The sequence below is a fragment of the Komagataeibacter oboediens genome, from assembly GCF_003207815.1.
Lineage (GTDB): Bacteria > Pseudomonadota > Alphaproteobacteria > Acetobacterales > Acetobacteraceae > Komagataeibacter > Komagataeibacter oboediens.
This window is the reverse complement of record NZ_NKTX01000002.1, coordinates 79,687-102,565: the sequence shown is the minus strand read 5'-3', so window position 1 is coordinate 102,565 and position 22,879 is coordinate 79,687. Positions and strand designations below refer to the sequence as shown.

The 22,879-nt window shown below is 62.3% G+C and carries 23 protein-coding genes; 11 read left to right on the top strand and 12 right to left on the bottom strand.

All coding sequences use genetic code 11. The annotated features are described in order from the left end of the window. Positions 1-2: 2 nt before the first annotated feature. Positions 3-1,004 carry a 4-hydroxy-3-methylbut-2-enyl diphosphate reductase gene (ispH, locus tag CFR80_RS02355; protein ID WP_010512880.1) on the bottom strand — a complete coding sequence of 334 codons (1,002 nt, stop codon included), beginning with the start codon at positions 1,002-1,004 and terminating at the stop codon, positions 3-5. Between the two features lie 250 nt (positions 1,005-1,254). Between ispH and CFR80_RS02350 the strand changes: the two genes are divergently transcribed. The 4 genes from CFR80_RS02350 (at position 1,255) to CFR80_RS02335 (ending at position 5,866) form a co-directional block, all read left to right on the top strand. Then, a complete protein-coding gene (locus tag CFR80_RS02350; RefSeq protein ID WP_010512879.1) occupies positions 1,255-1,833 on the top strand; it encodes a hypothetical protein in 579 nt (192 codons plus the stop codon). Positions 1,834-1,842: 9 nt separating this feature from the next. After that, positions 1,843-3,780 (top strand): OPT family oligopeptide transporter, encoded by a 1,938-nt coding sequence (locus CFR80_RS02345; RefSeq protein WP_010512877.1) that lies wholly within the window; start codon positions 1,843-1,845, stop codon positions 3,778-3,780. A 62-nt stretch (positions 3,781-3,842) separates the two neighbouring features. Next, the gene (locus CFR80_RS02340; protein ID WP_029329204.1) at positions 3,843-5,516 is read left to right on the top strand and encodes a M3 family oligoendopeptidase; all 1,674 of its coding nucleotides are present in this window, start codon (positions 3,843-3,845) and stop codon (positions 5,514-5,516) included. Positions 5,517-5,572: 56 nt separating this feature from the next. Further along, positions 5,573-5,866, top strand: coding sequence for a hypothetical protein (locus tag CFR80_RS02335; protein ID WP_010512875.1), 294 nt, complete (start codon positions 5,573-5,575; stop codon positions 5,864-5,866). On the opposite strand, the gene CFR80_RS02330 is transcribed toward CFR80_RS02335, so the two are convergent. Together CFR80_RS02330 and CFR80_RS02325 are read right to left on the bottom strand one after the other, a co-directional pair. Continuing rightward, positions 5,861-6,811, bottom strand: a complete 951-nt coding sequence (locus CFR80_RS02330; RefSeq protein ID WP_010512874.1) for an SAM-dependent methyltransferase — start codon at positions 6,809-6,811, stop codon at positions 5,861-5,863. The genes CFR80_RS02335 and CFR80_RS02330 overlap by 6 nt on opposite strands. Then, entirely contained in the window at positions 6,808-7,185 is a 378-nt protein-coding gene (locus CFR80_RS02325; RefSeq protein ID WP_010512873.1) for a DUF423 domain-containing protein, read from the bottom strand. The genes CFR80_RS02330 and CFR80_RS02325 overlap by 4 nt, the downstream gene beginning before the upstream one ends. 549 nt (positions 7,186-7,734) lie before the next feature. Between CFR80_RS02325 and CFR80_RS02320 the strand changes: the two genes are divergently transcribed. Both CFR80_RS02320 and CFR80_RS02315 read left to right on the top strand, forming a co-directional pair. Then, the gene (locus CFR80_RS02320; RefSeq protein WP_010512872.1) at positions 7,735-8,301 is read left to right on the top strand and encodes a DUF4142 domain-containing protein; all 567 of its coding nucleotides are present in this window, start codon (positions 7,735-7,737) and stop codon (positions 8,299-8,301) included. Positions 8,302-8,346: 45 nt separating this feature from the next. Then, entirely contained in the window at positions 8,347-8,919 is a 573-nt protein-coding gene (locus CFR80_RS02315) for a cob(I)yrinic acid a,c-diamide adenosyltransferase (protein ID WP_110507063.1), read from the top strand. A gap of 18 nt (positions 8,920-8,937) precedes the next feature. Here the strand turns inward: CFR80_RS02315 and CFR80_RS02310 are convergent, their stop codons facing one another. Further along, entirely contained in the window at positions 8,938-9,504 is a 567-nt protein-coding gene (locus CFR80_RS02310; RefSeq protein ID WP_010512868.1) for a gluconokinase, read from the bottom strand. A 426-nt stretch (positions 9,505-9,930) separates the two neighbouring features. On the opposite strand from CFR80_RS02310, the gene CFR80_RS02305 reads away from it, so the two are divergent. Next, positions 9,931-10,596 (top strand): hypothetical protein, encoded by a 666-nt coding sequence (locus CFR80_RS02305; protein WP_010512867.1) that lies wholly within the window; start codon positions 9,931-9,933, stop codon positions 10,594-10,596. A 15-nt stretch (positions 10,597-10,611) separates the two neighbouring features. Next, positions 10,612-11,091 (top strand): hypothetical protein, encoded by a 480-nt coding sequence (locus tag CFR80_RS02300; protein ID WP_010512866.1) that lies wholly within the window; start codon positions 10,612-10,614, stop codon positions 11,089-11,091. 16 nt (positions 11,092-11,107) lie between these two features. On the opposite strand, the gene CFR80_RS02295 is transcribed toward CFR80_RS02300, so the two are convergent. The 3 genes from CFR80_RS02295 to gluQRS all read right to left on the bottom strand — a co-directional run bounded on the left by CFR80_RS02295 (position 11,108) and on the right by gluQRS (position 14,482). Beyond that, complete coding sequence (locus tag CFR80_RS02295) at positions 11,108-12,334, bottom strand: pyridoxal phosphate-dependent aminotransferase (protein ID WP_010512865.1); 1,227 nt, start codon at positions 12,332-12,334, stop codon at positions 11,108-11,110. 4 nt (positions 12,335-12,338) lie between these two features. Further along, entirely contained in the window at positions 12,339-13,541 is a 1,203-nt protein-coding gene (locus CFR80_RS02290) for a pyridoxal phosphate-dependent aminotransferase (protein ID WP_010512864.1), read from the bottom strand. Positions 13,542-13,603: 62 nt separating this feature from the next. Then, positions 13,604-14,482: a tRNA glutamyl-Q(34) synthetase GluQRS gene (gene gluQRS / locus CFR80_RS02285; protein WP_010512863.1), complete on the bottom strand. Its 879-nt coding sequence runs from the start codon at positions 14,480-14,482 to the stop codon at positions 13,604-13,606. 221 nt (positions 14,483-14,703) lie between these two features. Here gluQRS and CFR80_RS02280 point away from each other — a divergent pair, with 221 nt between their 5' ends. Next, on the top strand, positions 14,704-15,264 hold the full coding sequence (locus tag CFR80_RS02280) for an HNH endonuclease (RefSeq protein WP_010512862.1): 561 nt from the start codon (positions 14,704-14,706) through the stop codon (positions 15,262-15,264). A 27-nt stretch (positions 15,265-15,291) separates the two neighbouring features. Here CFR80_RS02280 and CFR80_RS02275 read toward each other — a convergent pair whose 3' ends face one another. Beyond that, positions 15,292-15,606, bottom strand: a complete 315-nt coding sequence (locus CFR80_RS02275; RefSeq protein WP_010512860.1) for a hypothetical protein — start codon at positions 15,604-15,606, stop codon at positions 15,292-15,294. 386 nt (positions 15,607-15,992) lie between these two features. Here CFR80_RS02275 and hpnR point away from each other — a divergent pair, with 386 nt between their 5' ends. Beyond that, complete coding sequence (gene hpnR / locus CFR80_RS02270; RefSeq protein ID WP_010512859.1) at positions 15,993-17,537, top strand: hopanoid C-3 methylase HpnR; 1,545 nt, start codon at positions 15,993-15,995, stop codon at positions 17,535-17,537. Positions 17,538-18,036: 499 nt separating this feature from the next. Next, positions 18,037-18,246: a heavy-metal-associated domain-containing protein gene (locus CFR80_RS02265; RefSeq protein WP_029329201.1), complete on the top strand. Its 210-nt coding sequence runs from the start codon at positions 18,037-18,039 to the stop codon at positions 18,244-18,246. 128 nt (positions 18,247-18,374) lie between these two features. Here CFR80_RS02265 and CFR80_RS02260 read toward each other — a convergent pair whose 3' ends face one another. The 4 genes from CFR80_RS02260 to CFR80_RS02245 form a co-directional block, all read right to left on the bottom strand. Then, positions 18,375-18,818, bottom strand: a complete 444-nt coding sequence (locus CFR80_RS02260; RefSeq protein ID WP_010512857.1) for a SufE family protein — start codon at positions 18,816-18,818, stop codon at positions 18,375-18,377. A gap of 101 nt (positions 18,819-18,919) precedes the next feature. Beyond that, positions 18,920-20,233: an ATP-dependent protease ATPase subunit HslU gene (gene hslU / locus CFR80_RS02255; protein WP_010512856.1), complete on the bottom strand. Its 1,314-nt coding sequence runs from the start codon at positions 20,231-20,233 to the stop codon at positions 18,920-18,922. Next, a complete protein-coding gene (hslV, locus tag CFR80_RS02250; protein ID WP_010512855.1) occupies positions 20,233-20,826 on the bottom strand; it encodes an ATP-dependent protease subunit HslV in 594 nt (197 codons plus the stop codon). The genes hslU and hslV overlap by 1 nt, the downstream gene beginning before the upstream one ends. Positions 20,827-20,892: 66 nt before the next feature. Continuing rightward, a complete protein-coding gene (locus CFR80_RS02245; protein WP_010512853.1) occupies positions 20,893-22,860 on the bottom strand; it encodes a response regulator in 1,968 nt (655 codons plus the stop codon). Positions 22,861-22,879: the final 19 nt, after the last annotated feature.

Here is a 22,879-nt window from a genome sequence, read left to right as displayed (position 1 = left end):
GTTCAGCCCAGTGGCGCCGGCAGGCGGAAGGCCACGTTTTCTTCCTTGACGGTGATTTCCTCGATCTCAAGCGTGAACCGCTTGGCAAGGGCCGCCACCATTTCCTGCACCAGCGATTCCGGCGCGGACGCGCCCGCCGTGATCCCCAGCGTGCCGACACCGTCCAGCGCCGACCAGTCCAGCGCGTTCAGGCGCGGCACCAGCAGCGCGCGCGGTGCGCCCGACCGTTCGGCCACTTCACGCAGGCGCTGGGAATTGGAGGAGTTGGGCGAACCGATCACGATCACCAGGTCACAGCCCGGCGCGATCGCCTTGACCGCTTCCTGCCGGTTGGTGGTGGCGTAGCAGATGTCCTCGCGCCGCGGCCCCTCGATCAGGGGAAAGCGATCACGCAGGATGTCCACGATTTCCGCCGTATCATCGACCGAAAGGGTGGTCTGGGTAATGAATGCCAGGCGCGAGGGATCGGCCGGCTGGACGGTGCGCGCTTCCTCGGCGTCATTGATCAGGGTGACCGCGCCGGGGGGAAGCTGGCCCATCGTGCCGACCACTTCGGGGTGGCCCGCATGCCCGATCATGAGGATGTGGCGGCTTTCCGGTCCGCCATCGGCAAAGTGGCGCTCGGCCTCGCGGTGGACCTTGGACACCAGCGGGCATGTCGCATCCAGATACAGCAGGTTGCGACGCATGGCTTCGGCCGGCACGGTCTTGGGCACGCCGTGGGCGGAAAACACGACCTGGCCATCGGCGGGGACTTCATCAAGTTCCTCGACAAAGATCGCGCCCTGCGCTTCCAGCGCCTCGACAACAGTGCGGTTATGGACGATTTCGTGCCGGACGTAGACCGGCGCGCCATAACGGCGGATTGCTTCTTCCACCACACGGATGGCGCGATCGACACCGGCGCAGAACCCGCGCGGGCCAGCCAGCAGTACTTTCAGGACACGGGGCGCCGCCTCGGTGGGGGCGGTATTATCGGGCGTATGAATCATCTGGTCGGGCATGGTGTTCCCCAAACATCCGGCGGGCGGTATAGGATACGGGCCGCGATCTGCTACAGTTCCGGCGCCGGTATCCCGTGCGATGGTCCGGCCCTACGCAAACCGCGGCAATGGCGCAAGCCATTTTCCCGTTGATCCTAACGTACTGTGCCATGTCTGTCCTCCCCCGTCGCCCTGCCACCGTCGCGTTGTTCCCCGGCCACACCCCGCAGGGCGGGATTCTGTCCACCCCTGACCAACCCGGAATACCCGCATGATTCCTGCCTTCCCGCTGTCGCGCCTGTCACGACGCGCCCTGAAATTCTGCATGATGGGCGCCGTTCCCCTGCTGGTGGCCTGTTCAAGCGAATCCGATTCGATCGATTTCGCCCCTGCCTGCCCCGTGGTGGAGATCCCCGGAGAGGCCGCCGACTATTACCAGTATTCCGGCAACGACCATGACGTGACCCACCTTGTCGCGCGCGCCAGCCTGACACGCGTGGTCGGATCGTGCGAAGCGGGCGAGCACCGCAGCGTCATGACCAACATGAAAATCGGGCTGCATGTGGAACGCGGCCCGGCGTCGAACGTGAATTTCGTCAACATCCCGTATTTCGTCGCCGTGGTGTTCAACGGCGAGATCAAGAGCAAGAAGGAATTCGTGGCCCACGTGTCGTTTGACGACGGGCGCATGCAGGACCTGACCCATACGCGCAACATTCCCATCACCCTGCCGGTGTCGCGGCATGTCCACAGCGACCAGTACCATATCGAGATCGGCTTCCAGCTGACCAAGGCGCAGCTTGACTTCAACCGCGCGCACCTGGTCATGCCAACCTTCCACAAGATGTAAGGGGCCGCCTTGGCCGGACATTCCCCACGGGCCGAACTGACATGGCGCGGCATCGTGATCGGTGCGCTGATCACCGTCGTTTTCACCGCATCCAACGTCTATCTGGGGCTGCGGGTCGGACTGACCATTGCCACCTCCATTCCCGCCGCCGTCATTTCCATGGCGGTGCTGCGGCTGATGGGCGGGGGAACGATCCTTGAAAACAACCTGGTGCAGACGCAGGCCTCCGCCGCGGGCACGCTGGCCTGCGTGTTCGCCAGCCTGCCCGCGCTGGTCATGGCCGGGGTGTGGCAGCACTTTCCGTTTATCATGACGGCTGCCCTTACGGCCGCGGGCGGCATGACGGGAGTACTGTTCACCATCCCGCTACGCCGGGTCATGCTGGCGGACCCGGTCCTGCCCTTTCCCGAAGGAGTGGCAGCAGCCGAAATCCTGCGCGCGGGTGCGGCAGCCGAGGACCGGGGCGGCATCCGCGCGCTGCTGAATGGCGGCATGCTGGCCGCTGCCCTGACATTCGCCTCCACCGGGCTGCGCGTGCTGGGGGATGGCATGACGGCGACTGCCGTATGGGGCATGTCGGCCTTCCGCTTTTCGGCTGGGTTTTCGCCCGCGCTGCTGGGCGCGGGCTATCTGGTCGGGCTGGAAGGCGGCATCGCGATGCTGCTGGGTGCGATACTGACATGGGAAGTCGTCATTCCCGTCATGGCCCATGTCCAGCCCAATCCGACGGGCCTGCCCGCCGGTGCGTTCGCCACCAGCCTGTGGAAGGACAGGGCCCGCTTCATTGGCGTGGGGCTGATCGGGATTGCCGCCATATGGACGGTGGTGCGCATGGGCCGTCCGCTGCTGGACAGCGTGCGTGCGCTGCTGGACCGCACACAGGATGCGGACAACGCCGCCCCCACCGAAACCGACCTGTCGCCCCGCGCCATGCGCATGGTCGCGGGGGGCGCGCTGCTGGTGATCGGCAGCCTGTTTTTCGTATTCGCCCATGCCTCCGTAGGTGCCCTGCCCGCACTGGCGGCCACGGGGGCTGGACTGGCATGCTGCGTGGGTGTCGGGCTGTTCGTTGCGGCGGCGTGCGGTTACATGGCGGGGCTGGTGGGATCGTCCTCATCCCCCATTTCCGGTGTCATCATCCTTGCCGCGATGGGCCTGTCCTGTGTGTTCGTGGTGCTGCGCGCACTGGGGCTGTTCGCGGGCACCGAAGGCCTGCAGTTCGCCATCGGCTTCTGCCTGTATGCCCTGACCGCCATCACCGCATCCGCCGCAATCGCCAATGACAACCTGCAGGACCTGAAAACCGGCCGGATGGTCGGGGCCACGCCGTGGAAGCAGGAAGCCGTCCTGCTGATCGGTTGCGTGACCGGGGCGGTCATCATTCCGCCGGTGCTAAACGTGCTGTACCAGACCTATGGCTTCGTGGGGGCGATGCCACATGCCGGCATGGACGCGACCCGCGCGCTGGCGGCCCCGCAGCCTGCGCTGCTGCTGCTGATCACATCGGGCATTTTCCTGCACCAGCTTGACTGGAACATGCTGCTGGCTGGCATGGGGGCAGGATGCGCGCTGATCGGGGTCGATGCCTGCCTGCGCCGCACCGGGCGCGGGGCGCTGCCGCCGCTGGCGGTGGGGGTTGGCATCTACCTGCCCATGAGCGTTTCGGTCACGCTGGCCATTGGCGCGATACTTGGCCATGTCGTCACCCGCCTGAATGGCGGGGCGGGCCGCCATCAGGGCACCATGATCGCATCGGGCCTGATCGTCGGGGAAAGCCTGATGGGGGTGATGCTGGCCAGCCTGTCCGCGCTGAGCGGACGCGACAGCCCGCTTTCGCTGCTGCCCCCCGGCATGGATGCGACAGCGACCAGCATTGCGGGACTGGCGGCGTTCTGCGTGCTGTGCATCTGGTTCTGCGCGATGCAGTTGCGTCAGCCACGCAGATAGCACGCCAGATAATCGGGGATGGGCATGGACGCAGGAAAGGTTTCCGTGGCACCCTGTCCCGCATGTTCCGCCATTTTGACAGCCTTGATTTCCCCCGCCCCACCCGCGACGCGCTCGGGCTGCGTTTTGGTCAGGTCTCGACCCTGCTGGACCAGGGCAACGTGCCGGACGCCGCCCGCCTGTTCGACACGATCCGCCGCGATTATGAAAGCTGGTCCGCACTGGTTGACCTGCGTTTCGCGCAGGACACCACCAGCCCCGACGCCCGTGCCGACCGCGATTATGCCGATGCCCTGACGCCGCATGTCACGGCGCATGAAGTTGCGCTGAAGCGCAGGCTGCTGGAATATCCCGACCCGACGGCGGTAGCCCGGGTGGTCACACCGCATACGCTGGAACTGTGGCGGACCGACATCACCACCTTCGACCCGCGCATTGCTGATGCGCTGGAGGAAGAAGCCCGGCTGAGTGGCGAATACACCGCCCTTCTGGCCAGTGCGCGCGTGGAAATTGACGGCACCCACGTCAACCTGTCCGGCCTGGCCCCGTATGCCGAAAGCACGGACCGCGCCATGCGCCACGAGGCCGAGCGCGTCAGGTGGGCGTTTTTTCAACAGAACGCCACGCGCCTCGACACCCTGTTTGACCAGATGGTGCGCCTGCGCCACGGCATGGCGGAAACGCTGGGATATGACACCTATATCCCGCTGGCATACCGCCGCATGCGCCGGGTTGATTATGGTCCTGCGGATGTCGCGCGCTTCCGTGCCGAGGTGCATGAACACGTCGTCCCGCTGGTCCATGACATCCTGCGCAGGCGGTGCGCGGCAATGGGGTGGGACGCCGTGTATTCATGGGATGAACCCCTGATCGACCCGAAGGGCAACCCGCGCCCGGCAGGCGACCATGACGTACTGCTGGCGCGCGCGCAGACCATGTTTGACCGCATGGGGGGCGATCTAGGCCCGTTTTTCGGACAGATGCGCGATGGCGGCTACCTGGACCTGGTCAACCGCCCCGGCAAGGCGGGGGGCGGGTTCTGCACGTCCTTCCCTACGGTGGGCATGCCGTTCATCTTTGCCAATTTCAACGGCACGCAGCATGACATCAACGTTTTCACCCATGAAATGGGCCACGCCTACCAGAACTGGAAAAGCCGCAGCCTGCCCGCCGTTGACCTGCTGTGGCCGACCATGGACGGGGCCGAAATCAATTCCATGGCGCTGGAATTCCTGACATGGCCCCATATCGACCTGATGGTGGAACCGGGACAGGGTGAGCGGTTCCGGCAAATGCACCTGATCTCTTCCCTGTCGTTCCTCCCGTATGGGGTATGCGTCGATCACTTCCAGACCGAAATCTACGCCAACCCCGGCATGACACCCGCGGAACGCCACGCCACATGGCGCAGGCTGGAACAGCATTACCTGCCGTGGCGCAACTATGGCGGCCTGTCGCACCCGGCCATGGGGGGGCGGTGGCAGGCGCAGGGGCATATCTACCGCTCGCCCTTCTATTACATTGATTACGCGCTGGCGCTGTGCTGCGCGATGCAGTTCTGGATCCGCAGCCGCACGGACATGGATGGCGCATTGCAGGCCTATGTCACGCTGTGCGCGCAGGGTGGGGCGCAACCCTTTACCCGGCTGGTCCGTTCAGCAGGGCTGAAGTCACCCTTCCAGCCGGGCACGCTGGCTGATGTGGTCCGCACGGCGCGCGATATCCTGAACGCCTGATACCGGATGCAGGCCCCGCATGAGGGGTGGCCCGCCATTTTCATCAAGGGGAAGCCATGTCTTCCAACCCGCCCCCGACCATTACCCGGACCGTGTGCAAGACGCTGGCGGTGCTTGTGCTGACCGGGCTGTTCATGCTCAGCCTGCGTTTCAGCGCCACCGTGGCGGGTGCAGTGGACCGCATTGCCGGGACTGGCATGTGGCTGGCCCTGTACCGTCTGGCCGGGGCGAATGACGCAACCGAACAGGAACGCCTGATCGTGATGGCCGTGGCCCTTGTGTGCTGCCTGCTGGCGATCGGGGTAGTGGAAGTGGCGGACAGGCTGATCAGCCGCCGCTCCTCCTCATGACGGATCGCGCTGCCAGAAAAACGTCAGTTCGTGCTTGTTGTGCCACAGGTGCAGCACGCGACCACCGGGAATGGCAGCAAAGTCATCCGCCGTTTCATGATCGGTTTCACCCTGAAACTTGATGGTCATGACAATGCGCGCCGCGCGGCCCGAGGCAATCCACCGCCGCGCCAGCGCCAGAAGGCGTGCGGGATAGGCGATGATATCGGAAAACAGCCAGTCCACGGGATCGCAGCTTTCCGGGTCCAGTCCGAACGCGCTTTCGTACCGGCACGTCACATTGGGCAATCCCGCCACGTTTTCGGCAAGGGGCGAGCGGTCGATGGCGGTGACATGCGCCCCGCAAGCGGCTGCAACCCATGTCCACCCGCCGGGACAGGCCCCAAGGTCAAGGCAGTTTTCCCCCGCCACCGGCCAACGCCCCAGACGTAGCAGCGCCTCCCACAGTTTGAGATAGGCGCGCGAAGGCGGGTCGGTGCGGTTTTCGACAAACGGGACCTCGCCATTCACGAAAGGCGAGGACTTGGTGCGCGACAGCAGCAGCCGGTCGGCAGACAGTAGCGTCCACGCCCCCAGATGGGCATGAGGCGCGGCTGCGGGAAAGGTAAATGGCCGGGGGCGCACGGGTGGCAGGGCATCGGTCACCAGTGCGCTGCGACGGTGCAGCGTGGGCGCATATCCAGCCCAGTTGCGCTGGATCGCCCGCATGATGCGCGCCGCCCCCTTGATGGAGGGGACCGCATGTTCCTCCGGCGCATCCCAGATATCCAGTGCCCACAGGCAGGGCACGGGCGGCAGGGCGGACAGCGCCAGCCGTCCGTGCCAGCACAGATCTCCCGCCCCGCGCCGGGCAAGTTCCTGCGCCACGATGTCCTCAAACCCCGGCGGCGCCAGATAGGCGCTGCGCACCGGCCATGGCGGCGGTGTGATATCCGTTGTGATCATGACCGCATGACCCCCACGGCCAGAAGCAGCCACGCCAGCATGAGCATGCTGCCCCCCGTGGGCGCGACCGGACCGGGATGAATGCCCCAGAATGCCGTCAACGCGACGCCCGTGCTGAACAGGACGGTGCCCACCGCCATAAGGCAGCCGGAAACCGACACCAGCACCCTGCATCCCTGCTGGATCATCAGAACCGAGATGCCGATAATGGCCAGCGCGTGCCACATCTGCATCTGTATGGCCTGACGGGCCATCTCACGTCCCCCTTCGGCGAAGAAACGGTCAGGCAGATGTGCGGTCAGTGCGCCCCCCATGACACCGGAAAACGCGGCCAGCGCCGCAAAACATAACAGGAACCTGACAACTGTAGGCATTCTTCGGGACATCCGCAAAACAGGGTGACAACCCGCATCGGCCGCGGGCGGGCCACCCTACTCCGCGCATGGGCCCATCGTATAGGCCACGCCTGCGGGAAGCTGTCGTGAAGGCACGTTTTCATGAAATTCCATTCATGCGGACATGCATCCATAATGCACGCCTTCTGCCCTAATGCTTACTGAAACCAAATCATTACTGCTGGAACAGGGAAGTTGCATACTGATTCCGTCCCATGACAATAACATTACTTCAAAAATAGAAATATACCACCCTGTTGTGCGAGAAAATGAAACCGGAACGATCCTGAAAAAGATTAATTTCATTTATTTATACGAAAATTTATTTTTTATTTTTCTCCAATATCGCATATTTATTACTCATTCCTAAAGTTACATTCATTCCCCGCCACACAAAACCATGCCGGACAATTATGGCGACAGGGTCATGCGTCCCGCATGGCCGCTTTGTCTGCCCTCTCAAAGCTGATAAACCGGGGTGACGTTCAGTAAAACGGCCTGAATTTCACACGTTAGGAAGACGACAACATGAAACAATACGCAGTCTGGTTCCTTTGCGCATCTGTCAGCCTTCTTCCTGTCGCAGCCATGGCACGTCCCGCCCCGGCTCCAGCCCCCGCGGCGGCAACAGCGGCGGAACCGACCCTGCCGCCGCTGACGGAATCAGATTCCACGTTTGCGGAAAACGTATCCGCGCTGAACACGTTCGAGATGACCATTTCAAAAATGGCCACAACCCAGGCCAAACGTCCGAAATTACAGGAATTCGCTGAAAAATCGCTGAAAATGCACACAACGAACCAGACCACCCTGGCAGCCATGACGCTGAAGCACGGACTGGAACTGCACAAGGACATGAGCCCGGATGAAGAACAGGTCGCAAATGACCTGAAAACCCAGAACGGGGGCAAATTCGACCGCACCTACCTTGATCTGGAGGCACAGGCGGCAAGCGATGCGCTGGCCATGTTCCAGAACGAGGCGGAATCCGCCTCCGACCCGGAACTGAAGGCCTACGCCTCTTCCACGGCGGATACGCTTCAGGCCCATCTAAAGGAGGCCATGAAGCTGGGGGCAAACAAGCCCTCCCGCTAAGCGCGACCACAGGGCAGGACACCGGATTTACAGGCAGGATCATTCATGGCCATTCGCATCGACCGGATCGTGACACGCGGCGGGGACAGGGGGCAGACCGCACTGGGCAATGGGGAGCGCGTACCCAAGGATTCGGCGCGGATTGAAGCCCTTGGCGCGCTGGATGAAGCCAATGCGGTCATCGGCCTGCTGCGCGGCGCCCTGCCTGCGGGCCGCAACGCCACGTTCATCGCCTGGATACAGGGGCTGCTGTTTGATATTGGCGGCGCGGTCTGCATACCCGCCAGCCCGCCACGCCCGCTTGCCCATGCCGCCGCGGCCCTGAAGGCCATGGAAACCGAAATCGAACGCCTGCGCACCGATATCCCGCCACTACGCAGCTTCATCCTGCCTGGCGGCACGCCCGCGGCCGCCCATGCCCATCTGGCGCGTACCGTCGTGCGGCGCGCAGAACGGCGACTGGCCACACTGGCGCGTGGGGAAGATATCGGCACGGACATTCCCGCCTGCATGAACCGGCTGTCGGATTACCTGTTCGTGCTGGGCCGCCACCTGAATGACAATGGAAAGGCCGACCTGACATGGGCACCCGCCACGCCCCCGCCCGATCCTGCCTGACCGGGCGGGCGGAGCGGATCACTCCGGCAGGGTGGACAGGTGGGCGCAGGCCTGTTCCGCCAGATGATCCTGCCGGGCGTTGACATCCAGTTCCATGACCACTTCATCGTCCATGTCCGGCTCCTCCAGCGTGTCAAACTGGCTGTCCAGCATGGCGACCGGCATGAAATGCCCGGTCCGCTGCCGCAGGCGGGGGGCGATGTCTTCCTTGCTGCCCTTGAGGTAGACAAAACAGACATCATGGCTGCCACCGCTGATACGCTCGCGATACATCCGCTTGAGCGATGAGCAGGTCACGATCCCGCACTGGCCCGCATCCCCCCATGCACGCACCTGCTGCGCGATGCAGTCCAGCCAGGGGGCGCGGTCTTCATCCGTCAGGGGGATGCCGTTACTCATCTTGGCGATATTGTGCGCAGGATGCAGGTCATCGCCCTCGATCACCGGCCAGCCCAGACGTTCCGCCATAAGCTGGGCCACGGTACTCTTGCCGCAGCCCGAAACCCCCATGACGATCAGCACACATGGCCGGCCCGCCTGCCTGAGCCTGCGGGAAAGGGAAACCAAAGCTGTCTGCTGGTCCATGTCACACATTCCGTATCCTGTCGGATATTATCATGAAAACCCATATCGGTCCTTTTATCTGGACCAATCGACAGCCTGAACGCAAGAGAGCGACCGCCGTTGCGCTACATGGCCGCGGAATACAAGGCGAAATTCTTATGCAATAATTCTTGGATCAATAGAGATCTTTAGATAATTTTATTTGTTTTATTTTATTTATTATATTATTATAGTATAATTATACTTGAGGAATATCTTCCCATAATAAATATAATGTTATTTTGTTATATTATTCTTTATACCCTTGCGCGACAGGGGGATAAGGAATTATATGATCCTTCAATCACCTAAAAACAGGCACCATTGGTAGACTGGTTGTAGGAAAATATTCTTAAATATAATTTCAGCCACACCACGCTGGTGCATTGAGTTATCGAGAGTTTTGCTGTGTCATCATATAACGATTTTCTTTCCTTCCCGAAAGAAGAAGACCAGAATGCCAATCGGGAAGAAGTAAATGAATCCGCGTTCCGGCAGGCCCTTGAGCGACTGGGAAAGGGCAAGCCGTCGCCCCGTGGCGCAGGCAGCGGCAAGATGGCGGCAAACAAGCCACGTCCGGCCCGTCAGGCCGACCCCACGCAGCGCCGGCGCAAATTCGTGCAGGATGGCGATGTCCGGGTTGAACATCACTCCCTTGCCACAGGCCGCGCGACACCGCGCGCAATCCATGCGCAGCAGGATGACCGCAGCGAAATTGAACAGCTGCGCCACAAGGTCCAGTTTGAACAGAAGTTGCGCGAACAGGCCGAACTGCGCCTGTCGGAAGCACAGGCACATATCCGTTCCCTGACCACGCGCATTGGCCATGCCGATGTCATCGCGGCGGAACACAAAAGCAGACTGGCCGCACAGGACGCTGAATTACTGAGCGTGCGCGCCGAACTGTACAATGCCAATGAAGAAAACAGCCACCTGCATGAAGAACTGAACCGCCTGAAGGCAAAACAGCGCACGGCGGAACCCCGCACAGCCGCCGTCCAGCCGCCAGCCACCGCACCGGATGACGCAACCCCGGCGGATGAACCCGAACCCGTCAAGTGGTGGCTGCGGTAATCACGGCACGCATACATGAGCGCGTCGGACCCCCAGCATAATCCGGCAGCACGGCAGCGTCAGGTCGGGCTTGTCATTGTCGCGACCTGCACCACCGCCAGCCTGGCGATACTGGTACTGCTGCCGCTGGTCAGCGGGCTGGTGAACCTGCTGCGCGATATACTCGGCGTGCTGATCCTGCCCTTTTCGTTCATGTTCGGCCTTGGCGGGGAACAGGGTCAGTCCCCGGCCCTGCTGCGCCTGCTGTCGGACATGGGTACGCAGACACAGGCGCATCCCCTGCGGCTGGGTGGGGCGGCCATTCTGGAACTGGCGGCCGTCTTCCTGTTTGTCATTGCGGAACGGCTGGGCGGCCGCACGGGTTACATGGGGGCATGCGTTGCATCCGCCGGGGCGATCGGCCTGTCGGGGCTGCCGCTGGCAATGCCGCTGCTGCCCGCCATCGTGACGGAGGGGGTGTTCCTGCTCTGCCCCCCCTCGCCCGACCCGGACTGACCACGGTCACGACGCGTCAGGTCAGGCCATCGACAAACCGCGCGATCCGCGCACAGCTTTCCTTCAGGATATCGTCGCTGGTGGCGTATGACAGCCGCAGGTATGGTCCCTGCCCGAAGGCCGAGCCATGCACCACCGCCACGTGCTGTTCCATCAGCAGGGCAATGGCAAAATCCTGATCCGTTTCCAGCCGCTGCCCACCTGCCGAAACACGGCCCATGCATCCTGCAATGCCGGGATAGGCATAAAATGCCCCATGCGGCATGGCGCAGGTCAGCCCCGGTATGGCGCGCAGGGTCGAAACCACCATTTCCCGCCTGCGGGCATAGACCGCGCACATCTGCGCGATAATGTCCGCCGGACCATCAAGTGCCGCCGCCGCCGCCGCCTGGCTTATGGAACAGATACCCGATGTGGCGCTGCCCTGTATGGCCGTCATGGCGCGGATCAGGGGCGTGGGACCACCCACGTACCCCACACGCCATCCGGTCATGGCATAGGCTTTTGACACGCCGTTCAGCGTCAGGATGCGCCCCTTGAGATCGGGAGCCACGGCGGCAAGGGAGTGGTGCTGCAGCCCGTCATACAGCAGGTGTTCGTATATCTCATCTGACAGGACATGAACGTGGGGATGACGGCGCAGCACCTCGGCCACGGCTTCAAGATCGGCCTGCCCCATCGTCCCGCCCGTGGGATTGTTGGGGAAATTGAGGACAAGCCACTTGGTGCGTGGCGTGATTGCCGCTTCCAGCGCCTGTGCCATCAGGCGGAAGCCATCGGCTTCATGACAGTCGGCATAGACCGGGGTGCCCCCGAACATCTGCACGATCAGCGGATAGCTGACCCAGTACGGGCGGGGAATGACCACTTCATCGCCTGGCTGCACCGTCGCCATGAACGCGTTGAAAATGACCTGCTTGCCGCCGTTGGACACCATGATTTCGGCAGGGGCGTAATCCAGCGCGTTTTCACGTGCGAATTTGCGCGCGATGGCTGCCTTCAGCGCGGGCGTGCCATCAACAGGCGGGTATTTCGTCTGCCCGTCCAGTGCGGCGCGGTGTGCTGCCTCGATCACCGCGGCGGGGGTGGGAAAATCCGGTTCCCCCAACGCAAGGGAGAGCACTTTCTCCCCCTTGGCCCGCAGGTTGCGCGCGCGCTGGGCCATGGCGATGGTGGCCGGTACCGTCAGGCGCTCCATCCGCTGTGCAAACAGCGAATGGGTCTGGGCCGCATCCATATTCATCCCCTTACCGCAACCCGGCGCAGAAACGCTGGATACGCAGGCAGGCTTCGCGCAGGCTGTCGGTATCAGTGGCGTAGGAAATGCGGAAATGTCCCGCGAACATGAACGCGCTGCCATGCACGGCGGCCACGCCTTCCTCATCCAGCAGGGCGGTGACGAACGCTTCGTCGGTATCAATCAGCGTCCCGCCCGCGCTGGTCTTGCCCAGGCAGCCGACAAGCGACGGAAAGACATAGAACGCCCCCTCCGGCACGGGGCAGTGCAGGCCAGCAGCCTCGTTCAGCATGCTGACCACAAGGTCACGCCGCGCCTGGTATGTGCTGACCATGGTGCCAATGAAATCCTGCGGCCCGGTCAGGGCTTCCACCGCGGCCGCCTGGCTGATCGAACACGGGCCGGATGTGGACTGGCTCTGCAATTTGTTCATCGCACGCGTCATCTGCACCGGGGCGGCAGAATAGCCGATACGCCAGCCGGTCATGGCATAGGCCTTCGACACACCGTTCATGGTGATCGTGCGATCGCGCAGGCGGGGTTCCACCTCCACCACCGTGGGGGCGCGGAAGCCGTCATAGACCAGCTTGTTGTAAATATCGTCGGTCAGGATCCACACATTGGGATGACGCAGCAGCACATCGCACAGGCCACGCATTTCCTCGGCGGAATAGGCGGCACCTGTCGGGTTGTTGGGGGAATTGAGCAGCAGCCAGCGGGTACGCGGCGTAATCGCGGCTTCCAGTTCGGCAGGCTGGAGCTTGAAGCCGTTTTCCACGCTACATGGTACGATAACCGGCGTGCCTTCGGCCAGCGAGACGATATCGGGATACGACACCCAGCACGGCGCGGGGATGATGGCCTCGTCCCCCGGATTGATGGTCGCCACCATGGCGTTATAGATGATCTGCTTGCCACCGTTAGAGACGATCACCTCATCCCACGTGTAGTCCAGACCGCTGTCAGTGCGGAAACGTTCGGCAATCGCCCGGCGCAGGGCGGGCGTGCCCGCGACATCGGTGTATTTGGTCTCACCTGCGGCAATGGCCTGCATGGCCGCCTTCTTGATGGTATCGGGGGTGTCGAAATCCGGCTCACCGGCGGAAAGGCTGATAATGTCCTTTCCCGCCGCCTTGAGTGCACGCGCCTTGGTTGAGATGGCGATCGTCTGACTGGGGCTGATCCGGTCCAGCCGGGCGGCGGTAAGATCCATGATATCAATATCCATCAACAGTGAAAAATATCCGGCATACTGCCGGGCAACGGGCGCGTAGCCTAGTGCGAACACGCTGCCGTGGAAACAGCAGATATGTGATCGGGCTGGCCCGCGGCGGCACATACCTGCCGTGGCGTCATACCCGCCGCGCGCATCGCGCGGATGGACAGTGCACCATCGCGCTTGGCCAGCCGCCTGCCGGTGTCATCACATAACAGGGGATGGTGGCTGTAACACGGCGCGGGCCAACCCATGACATGCTGCAGCAGCCGGTGCAGCGACGTGGCCGCCAGCAGGTCTTCTCCCCGTGTCACCAGGGTTACGCCCTGCAACGCATCATCATGCGTGACACACAGGTGATAGGACGCGGGCACGTCCTTACGCGACAGCACCACGTCCCCGAACTGCTGCGGGTGGCATGCACGCGGGCCGTGGCCCAGTTCATGCCACGTCAGATCCTGCGCGCCGGGCAGCTTCATCGCCGCACCCATATTCAGCCGCATCGCGTGGGGCACGCCCGCTGCCAGCATGTCCGCCCGCCGAACGGGGTCCATGTGGCGGCAGGTGCCGGGATAGACCAGCGTGCCATCAGGGGCGTGGTGGGGCGCGCTGGCGGCTTCCGCAATATCGCGCCGCGTGCAGAAACACGGATACAGCAGCCCACGTGCGCGCAGGCTGTCCAGAACACGGTGATAGTCCGGCATATGCCGTGACTGCCGGCGCACCGGCTGTGGCCATGACAGGCCAAGCCAGGCGAGATCGGTGTACATATCCGTAATGAATTCAGTTCGGCAGCGGACCGTATCGATATCTTCCACCCGCAGAAGGAAGGTGCCACCCGACTCCGCAGCGTACCGCCAGCCATGCAGGGCCGATGCGACATGTCCAAGGTGCAGGTGCCCGGTGGGGCTGGGGGCGAAACGGGTGGTGACTGCCATTATCGAACCATATCAGGAAGATACCGGAAAAAATCACGGCTTTCCTGTTTTCCTGTGTGCATGAGGCGTGGCCGGCGGCCCCACGGGCATGGGTTGCCACGCCATGCGGGGTCTGCAATAGATTCTACAGTTACCTGACGACGACGCACACCCCAGGCGTTCGCTTCGCTACAGAGTTACGCCTGAACACCGTGCGCCGGCATTCGGAAAGGAATGCGTCCGTGCCCTGTGACAGTCAATACCTGCCTGCCCTGGTCCTGAATGCTGATTTCAGGCCCCTTTCCTACTTCCCGCTTTCCCTGTGGTCATGGCAGGACGCCATCCGCGCCGTCTGGCTGGACCGCGTATCGGTACTGAGCGAATATGACACCGTCGTACGCTCCCCCACCCACAGCCTGCGCCTGCCCAGCGTCATCGCGCTGAAGGACTATATCCCGTCCGCCCGCAAGCCCGCCTTCACCCGCTTCAACGTCTTCCTGCGGGACAATTTTTCCTGCCAGTACTGCAACACCCGCTTCCCGACACAGGAACTGACCTTCGACCACGTCATTCCCCGCAGCCGGGGTGGCCGTACCAGCTGGGAAAACGTGGTGACGGCATGCAGTCCATGCAACCTGATCAAGGGGTCGTACATGCCACACCAGATCCGCATGTATCCCGCCAGTACCCCCGCACGGCCCACCAGCCGCAGGCTGCAGGAAAACGGCCGCGCCTTCCCCCCCAACTACCTGCATGAGAGCTGGCGCGATTATCTGTACTGGGATACCGAACTGGAAAACTGAACGGATCGGGGCACAGGCCCCGACACGTTATTTTGTATAGCTGTATCCGTATTCATCCGCCATCTTCTGCAGGTCGGGCGCGCCACGCAGCTTCAGCGGCAGCGGCTGGGGATGCTTGTGGTTCTTGCTGAAAACGAAGTTGTGGTCGCTCATGCGCTGGCAGGTATTCGCCGCGATGGGAAAGCTGAGCTGCATCGTGGTGCCCATCTGCTCACGCAGGCACTTCACGTCACTTTCGAAAGGCTTGCGGCCGATTTCAGCGGTACACCCGCACATCATGACCACGCCACATGCCAGCAGCCCGAGGCGGGCAGACATTTTTTCCACGATTTTCAGATTCATTTCGACCCCGTCGCTTAAGCGGAGCCGACACTGCCACGAAAGCGCAGGCTGCGATAGGGGACATGAAGGCCGCCCAGCCCCTGTCCCGTCCATAATGCATAGGTCCCCTTCCGACAGAGCCGGACATGAAGAAAAAACATATCTGACCATGGAATATGACAAAGGGCATACAGGCATTAGCTGTATGCATAGGTGATATTACCGTGAATTGGATGACAGATCACACTTATATTGCCACCCTCTGTCATTATTCTTATTTTTTCTAAATCGTGTCTGATATATAAAAAATACAAATACAGCATTGGTCCGGCTGTAAATTTGTGACCGGATTGCGTATGCACTGGCGTGCTGTGACACCGTCCCCATCGATGCCCTGAGGTAAAAGAATGAGATTACTGGCCGTCCATCCAAGCTCGCTCATGTACACGAAGGTCTTCCTGCGTCTTGAACCGCTGGGGCTGGAACTGGTTGCCGGTGCCGCGCGCAACAAGGGACATGAGGTGGAAATCATCGACCTGCAGGTCGAGAAGCATCCCGATTACTGGGAACGCATCGAGCGATTCCGTCCGCACGCCATCTGCTTTTCCGGCAACTACCTGGCCAACGTCCCCGAGATCATTGACCTGTGCAAGGAAACGCGTCGGCGCCTGCCCAACGTGTTCCTGTTCATCGGGGGACATTCGATCTCGTTCATTGCGCGTGACGTGCTTGCGCTGTCCGACGGGGCCATCAACTGCGTGCTGAAGGGCGAAGGCGACGCCACCGTCGGCCTGCTGCTTGAGGCATGGGAACAGGGCAAGGATCTGCTGACCGTGCCCGGCGTCGTCACCATGGAAGGGGACGGCCCGCCGCCGATCTTCATCGAATCCCTTGATGAGGTCCGCCCCGCGCGTGACCTGCTGCGCCACCGCCGCAAGTACTTCATCGGCACGCTGGACCCCGCCGCCTCCATCGAATTCGCCCGTGGCTGCCCGTGGGACTGCACGTTCTGCAGCGCATGGACCTTCTACGGCCGGTCCTACCGCACCGCCAGCGCCAAGGTGATTGGTGAGGAACTGCAGGAAATCAAGGAACCCGGCATCTTCATCGTCGATGACGTCGCCTTCGTCCATGCCGAGCACGGCATGGCCATTGCCGATGAAATCAAGCGCCGTAACATCCAGAAGGAATATTACCTCGAGACCCGCGCCGATGTGCTCATGCGCAACAAGGAAGTGTTCGCGGTCTGGAAGGAAATCGGCCTGAGCTACATCTTCATCGGGCTGGAAGCGGTCGATGCGGAAGGGCTGAAGCGGTTCCGCAAGCGCGTGTCGATGGACCGCAATTTCGAGGCGCTGGAATATGCCCGTTCGCTGGACCTGATCGTGGCGATCAACCTGATTGCCGATCCGTCATGGGACCGCGAACGTTTCGAGGTGATCCGCCAGTGGTGCCTGGAAATCCCGGATATCGTGAACATCTCGGTCACCACCCCCTACCCCGGCACGGAAATCTGGGAAAGCGAGTCCCGCAAGCTGACCACGCGCGACTACCGCCTGTTTGACATCCAGCACGCGGTCATGCCCACCACGCTGCCGCTGCGTGAGTTCTATGAAGAACTGGTCAAGACCCAGCAGATCCTGAACAACAAGCATCTGGGCTGGAGCGCGATCAAGGATACGCTGGGCATTGCCCTGCGCCTTGCGCTGCGTGGACAGACCAACTTCCTGACCATGATCTGGAAGTTTAACTCCGTCTTCAATCCCGAACTACAGATGGCCGACCATGCGCAGAAGCCGGAATATGAAATGCCGCTGAAGCCGGAAGGCACCGATCAGAAGGTTGATCGCAAGACACTGTATGTTCACGGTCCCGCCGGCCGCAAGTCGCGCAAGCTGGATGATGCAACAGAAAAATTCGTTGATGAAACCCGTATGAGCACGGTGGACTGATCCCCGCACCACTACGGTTACTGACTGACGACAAAAGGCCGGTTGCGCATGCACCGGCCTTTTCTGTATTCGCCATCCAGCCCTGTCATCACGACTCATGCCGCATACGTACCGGCCAGGAAGGCACGGATTCCTCGGCAGCAGGCAGAGATGCTTCCTGCCGTCCCGGAATACTCCGGTTCCGCACCATTCCATGCAACCCGGGCGGTTCTGCCTGCCTTTCATACGCACGTATCCGGCGGAGAAGATAAGGTGACACACGGGATTATAGATACCCGGCAGGCCTCTGTTTTCAGAAAATCACCCGGACACCAATTTTATTACATTCGATAATGCCGCATCATGCCCGACCAAGGGGAACGAACCGCGCCAGCCTTCCCTGCCTTCATGAAAAAAGGAGACAATGGCGCATGGGGGTCTAATCTGGTGTAATCAGATCAGTTCTCAACCACAGGCACCCATACACAGGCTGCCAGCAGGTGATAAAGGCGATCGGATCATGGAAAAAATAACATTGAACATAAGCGGCATGACCTGCGACGGATGTGCATCCAAGGTCGTGCATGCACTCGAAAGCGTGGACGGCGTCTCAATGGTCGAAGTCTCGCTGGAACAGGGCAAGGCCTTCGTCACGTATGACAGCCGCACCACCAACCTCGATGATCTGTTCGCTGCGGTTGACGATGCAGGCTTTGACGCAGGTTACTGATCCGCATGGGCAGGCATGACCGCCTGCCCCTGTCCTTATCCCTGTGTATGGGAAAAGCCGTTTTTGATAAATTGTTCCGAAATGCCACCTTTTTTGAAAAAAGGCGGCCCCGAAAACCGGTAATCCTATTAACCGCCCATGTCGGCGGCAGCCTTGCGTATGGCCTGCGCCATGGCTTCCACCCCGTTGCCCCGGTTGGTGGACAGTGCCTGCACCAGCCCGAGGTCGCGCAGGAATTTGGGGTCCGTATTCAGGATCTCGTCCCGGCTGCGGCCGGAATATACCCGCAGCAGCAGCGCAACCAGCCCCGATACGATTGCCGCATCCGACGCACCAGCCAGATATAGCAGTCCGTCACGCGGCTGCACTTCCATCCAGACCTGGCTCTGGCATCCCGGCACACGGTGGGCATCGTCCTGCCATTCGGGGGGGAATGGCGGCAGCTTGCGCCCCAGTTCGATGATGTACTGGTAGCGCTGCATCCAGTCATCGAACAGGGCCAGTTCCTCACCAATCTCCGCAATGGCATCGGCGGCGGTATCGTCCTCGGGCTTTACGAAGGGATCGGTCATCATCTTTCCTGTTACGCGGGGGCCATGACGGCCCGGAAAACGGAGCTGAACGCAAAAGGCCGCACCCTGCGGCGCGGCCCCTGCAGCAGGCGGGTACTGCCCTACAGGATAAAGCGGCTCAGATCACCCTTACGGGCCAGGGGGGCCACACGGTTCTGGACATCCTCGGCCGTGATCACCACATCTTCCCCGCTCCGGTCGGCGGCAGTGAAGGATACATCCTCCAGCAGGCGCTCCAGAACGGTGGCCAGACGCCGCGCGCCGATATTCTCCACCCGTTCATTGATATCGGCCGCCAGTTCCGCCAGCGCATCGATCGCGCCATCGGTAAAGGACAGCGTCACTTTTTCCGTACCCAGCAGGGCGACGTACTGCTGTAGCAGCGAATGCTCCGGCTCGGTCAGGATCCGGCGCAGGTCATCACGCGTCAGCGATGCCAGTTCCACGCGGATGGGCAGACGTCCCTGCAGTTCGGGCAGCAGGTCGGACGGCTTGGCGATATGGAACGCGCCCGATGCGATGAACAGGATATGGTCCGTGCGCACGGGGCCGTATTTGGTGGAAACGGTCGTCCCCTCGATCAGGGGCAGCAGGTCACGCTGCACCCCTTCGCGCGAAACGTCGCCCCCACGCGATCCCCCTTCGGATGCACGTGCGCAGACCTTGTCGATTTCATCAAGGAAGACGATGCCATGATCCTGCGCGTGGGCCACGGCTTCACGCGTCAGGGTTTCGGTATCCAGCATCTTGTCCGCTTCCTGCCGGGTCAGGGCGGCACGGGCCGCTGCCACCGTCATGCGCTTCTGCTGCGGCATGCGGTTCATGAAGCCCTTCATCATGTCGGAAAAATTGATGACGGCGCCGGGCGTCATGTTCGGCATGTCGGATGGCGACGGATTGCCCCCTTCGGCAATCGAGATCTCGACTTCCTTGTTTTCCAGTTCACCCGCACGCAGCATCCGGCGGAACTTGTTGCGGGTTTCCGATGATGCCCCTTCGCCCACCAGCGCATTGAGCAGGATGTCCTCGGCCGCCTGTTCGGCGTTCTTTTCCACATCCTTGCGCCGCAGGTCGCGCAGCATGTTGATCGATGCCTCGACCAGATCGCGCACGATGCTCTCCACGTCGCGGCCGACGTAACCGACCTCGGTGAACTTGGTCGCCTCGACCTTCAGGAAAGGTGCCTGCGCCAGCTTGGCCAGACGGCGCGCGATCTCGGTCTTGCCGCAGCCGGTCGGCCCGATCATCAGGATGTTCTTGGGCACGACCTCGTCACGCATTGCATCGGTCAGCTGCGCGCGCCGCCAGCGGTTGCGCAGCGCAATGGCCACGGCGCGTTTCGCATCGGCCTGCCCGATAATATAGCGATCGAGTTCGGCCACGATCTCCCGCGGGGAATGATTGGGTATTTCCATTACGCCGCTCCGTCCTGCGTATCCGCGCCCAGTGTTTCCACAATGACGGAATGATTGGTGTAAACACAGATGTCACCGGCGATCTTCATCGACCGCCGCGCGATATCCACCGCTGACAGCCCCTCGATCCCCAGCAGCGCGCGGGCGGCCGACAGCGCGTAATTTCCGCCCGATCCGATGGCGATGATACCGTCCTCGGGTTCCAGCACGTCGCCATTGCCCGTCAGGGTGAAGGAGCGTTCCGCGTCCGCCACGGCCATCATCGCCTCCAGCCTGCGCAGGTAGCGGTCCGTACGCCAGTCCTTCGCCAGCTCCACGCAGGCGCGTTCCAGCTGGTTGGGATAGCGTTCCAGCTTGTTTTCCAGCCGCTCCAGCAGGGTGAAGGCATCCGCCGTGGCCCCGGCGAAACCGGCCAGTATCTGTCCGGTGGGGCCGATGCGGCGCACCTTGCGGGCATTCCCCTTGATCACGGTGGCGCCCAGCGTCACCTGCCCATCGCCCGCCATGGCCACCTGGCCGTCGCGGCGGACACATAAAATGGTCGTTCCATGCCACCCGACAGGGTCATGGGGAGATGAATGATATTCTTGCATATCAATAGAAATAAAACGTTCTCACGCCAGCACAAGGGGCAAGGCCTCACGCCCTGCCCCGCGCGGTCATGTCGCCTGCGGGGCGCGGTTCATGATCCGGTCCATATGGGCGGCCAGATCCGCACGGGTAAAGGGTTTATGCATGACGTTGGCGCTGCCCGCCGGCAGCGCCCCGGCATTGGCGTAGCCCGTCAGGTACAGCACCCTCAGGCCCGGCCGCAGCGCCTGCAGGTGATGGACGGTCTCCATCCCCCCCATGCCAGGCATCATCACATCCATGATGACAAGGTCGATCGGTCCCAGCCCCTGCTCCATGGCCTGCACGGCGGCGGCACCACTGGCATATTCATGCACGTCATGCCCGCGTGCGCGCAGGAAGCCCGCCGTCACCGCGCGCACGCCCGGTTCATCATCCACCACCATGACATGCAGCGCATGCTGGCCCGCCCCCTGTCCCGCGGTTGCCGTCGTGGCCGGGGCCGGGGCGCCGGTGGCATTGCCGTCCCCCTGCACCGGCAGGCACAGGTCAACGCGCGTGCCCTCACCCGGTCTGCTGCGCACCTGGACTTCCCCGCCGACATGACGGATGAAGCCATAGATCATGGACAGGCCGAGCCCTGTGCCGCGACCGACATCCTTGGTGGTGAAAAAGGGTTCGAACACGCGGGCCAGCGTCTCGGGCGACATGCCGACACCCTGGTCGGTCACTGAAACCATGACATATTCCCCCGGCACGAGATTCGTCCCCGGCACGATTTCCCTGACCCGCTTCAGCGCAGTGGACACCTTGATCAGCCCCCCTTCGGGCATAGCGTCAACGGCGTTGATGCACAGGTTGAGCACCGCGAGTTCCAGTTGCCCCGCATCGGTGCAGACCGGCGGCAGCATGCCGTCGGACGCCGCCGTATCCACCACGATGGCGCATGGCGCGCCGCCGCTTTTTCCCTGCCGGGACACCACCGTCTGCGCCAGCAGGTCGTTCATGCCATGCAACAGGGCGTTCACGTCCACGGGTTCCAGGCTAAGGTCGCGCGGACGGCTGAAATTGAGCAGCCTGCGTGTCAGCGACGCCCCACGCTGTGCCGCCGCGGATGCATTGTCCAGCAGGCGCGCCATCGGCCCCGTTTCCGGTCCCATGTCACGCACCAGTTCAAGCGACCCCAGAACCGCGGTCAGAAGGTTGTTGAAGTCATGCGCGATGCCACCGGCCAGCGTGCCCAGCGCCTGCATCTTTTCCGCCTGGCGCAGGCGGGCGGCCATTTCCTGCTGGCGGGTAATGTCACGGTTGATCACGACGGAACAGGCCGACCCGTCGCCCAGTGCGCCCAACACGACGCGCGTGATCTCGCGCCACCGCCCCTGCACGCCGCCACGGATATGGGCAGGCAGTTCGACAACTTCCTCGTCGCGCCCTTCATCATGCAACCGTTCATGCGCCGCGCGGATCAGGGGCAGCAGGTCCGCATCGCACAGTTCCTGTTCCGTGCGGCCAAGGCAGTCCGCAATGTTGCGGCCATAGAAATCCGCGGCCTGCTGGTTGATACGGATAAAGCGGCCCTGCGCGTCCATGAACCCCAGCCCCGAGCGCAGGTTGTCCAGCAGGCCGTGCAGCAGCATGCGCTCGGTGCGCAGTTCGCGTTCCAGCCTGTGGTAATCGGCAGCCTGCACGATCATGGCGCGCAGGGCGTCGGGATCCCACGGTTTGTGGGAATAGAATGAAATACGCCCCTGGTTCAGCGCCGCCGCGACGGCACCGATATCGGCATATCCCGTCAGCAGGATGGCCTGTGCGTCGCTATGTTCGCGCGCGCGCGCCAGCATGACATCGCCCCCCATCTCGGGCATGCGCTGGTCGGATACGATCACATCCACATCGTTGCGGGCCGACAGGATATTCAGCGCCTCGGTCGGTGATGTGGTGGACAGGACGGTAAAGGTATCCTCCAGCAGGTCCGTAAGGGCCACAAGGATCTCGGCTTCGTCATCCACCAGCAGGACAACAGGGCGCGGTGGCGTCGCGGGGACGGTATTCATTGGGCTGCAGCTCCCTGCA

Coding starts and splice junctions, on each gene's coding strand:
- ispH (WP_010512880.1), bottom strand. CDS start 1,004: ATGCCCGACCAGATGATTCATACGCCCGATAATACCGCCCCCACCGAG.
- CFR80_RS02350 (WP_010512879.1), top strand. CDS start 1,255: ATGATTCCTGCCTTCCCGCTGTCGCGCCTGTCACGACGCGCCCTGAAA.
- CFR80_RS02340 (WP_029329204.1), top strand. CDS start 3,843: ATGTTCCGCCATTTTGACAGCCTTGATTTCCCCCGCCCCACCCGCGAC.
- CFR80_RS02335 (WP_010512875.1), top strand. CDS start 5,573: ATGTCTTCCAACCCGCCCCCGACCATTACCCGGACCGTGTGCAAGACG.
- CFR80_RS02330 (WP_010512874.1), bottom strand. CDS start 6,811: ATGATCACAACGGATATCACACCGCCGCCATGGCCGGTGCGCAGCGCC.
- CFR80_RS02325 (WP_010512873.1), bottom strand. CDS start 7,185: ATGCCTACAGTTGTCAGGTTCCTGTTATGTTTTGCGGCGCTGGCCGCG.
- CFR80_RS02320 (WP_010512872.1), top strand. CDS start 7,735: ATGAAACAATACGCAGTCTGGTTCCTTTGCGCATCTGTCAGCCTTCTT.
- CFR80_RS02315 (WP_110507063.1), top strand. CDS start 8,347: ATGGCCATTCGCATCGACCGGATCGTGACACGCGGCGGGGACAGGGGG.
- CFR80_RS02310 (WP_010512868.1), bottom strand. CDS start 9,504: ATGGACCAGCAGACAGCTTTGGTTTCCCTTTCCCGCAGGCTCAGGCAG.
- CFR80_RS02300 (WP_010512866.1), top strand. CDS start 10,612: ATGAGCGCGTCGGACCCCCAGCATAATCCGGCAGCACGGCAGCGTCAG.
- CFR80_RS02295 (WP_010512865.1), bottom strand. CDS start 12,334: ATGAATATGGATGCGGCCCAGACCCATTCGCTGTTTGCACAGCGGATG.
- CFR80_RS02290 (WP_010512864.1), bottom strand. CDS start 13,541: ATGGATCTTACCGCCGCCCGGCTGGACCGGATCAGCCCCAGTCAGACG.
- gluQRS (WP_010512863.1), bottom strand. CDS start 14,482: ATGGCAGTCACCACCCGTTTCGCCCCCAGCCCCACCGGGCACCTGCAC.
- CFR80_RS02275 (WP_010512860.1), bottom strand. CDS start 15,606: ATGAATCTGAAAATCGTGGAAAAAATGTCTGCCCGCCTCGGGCTGCTG.
- hpnR (WP_010512859.1), top strand. CDS start 15,993: ATGAGATTACTGGCCGTCCATCCAAGCTCGCTCATGTACACGAAGGTC.
- CFR80_RS02265 (WP_029329201.1), top strand. CDS start 18,037: ATGGAAAAAATAACATTGAACATAAGCGGCATGACCTGCGACGGATGT.
- CFR80_RS02260 (WP_010512857.1), bottom strand. CDS start 18,818: ATGACCGATCCCTTCGTAAAGCCCGAGGACGATACCGCCGCCGATGCC.
- hslU (WP_010512856.1), bottom strand. CDS start 20,233: ATGGAAATACCCAATCATTCCCCGCGGGAGATCGTGGCCGAACTCGAT.
- hslV (WP_010512855.1), bottom strand. CDS start 20,826: ATGCAAGAATATCATTCATCTCCCCATGACCCTGTCGGGTGGCATGGA.
- CFR80_RS02245 (WP_010512853.1), bottom strand. CDS start 22,860: ATGAATACCGTCCCCGCGACGCCACCGCGCCCTGTTGTCCTGCTGGTG.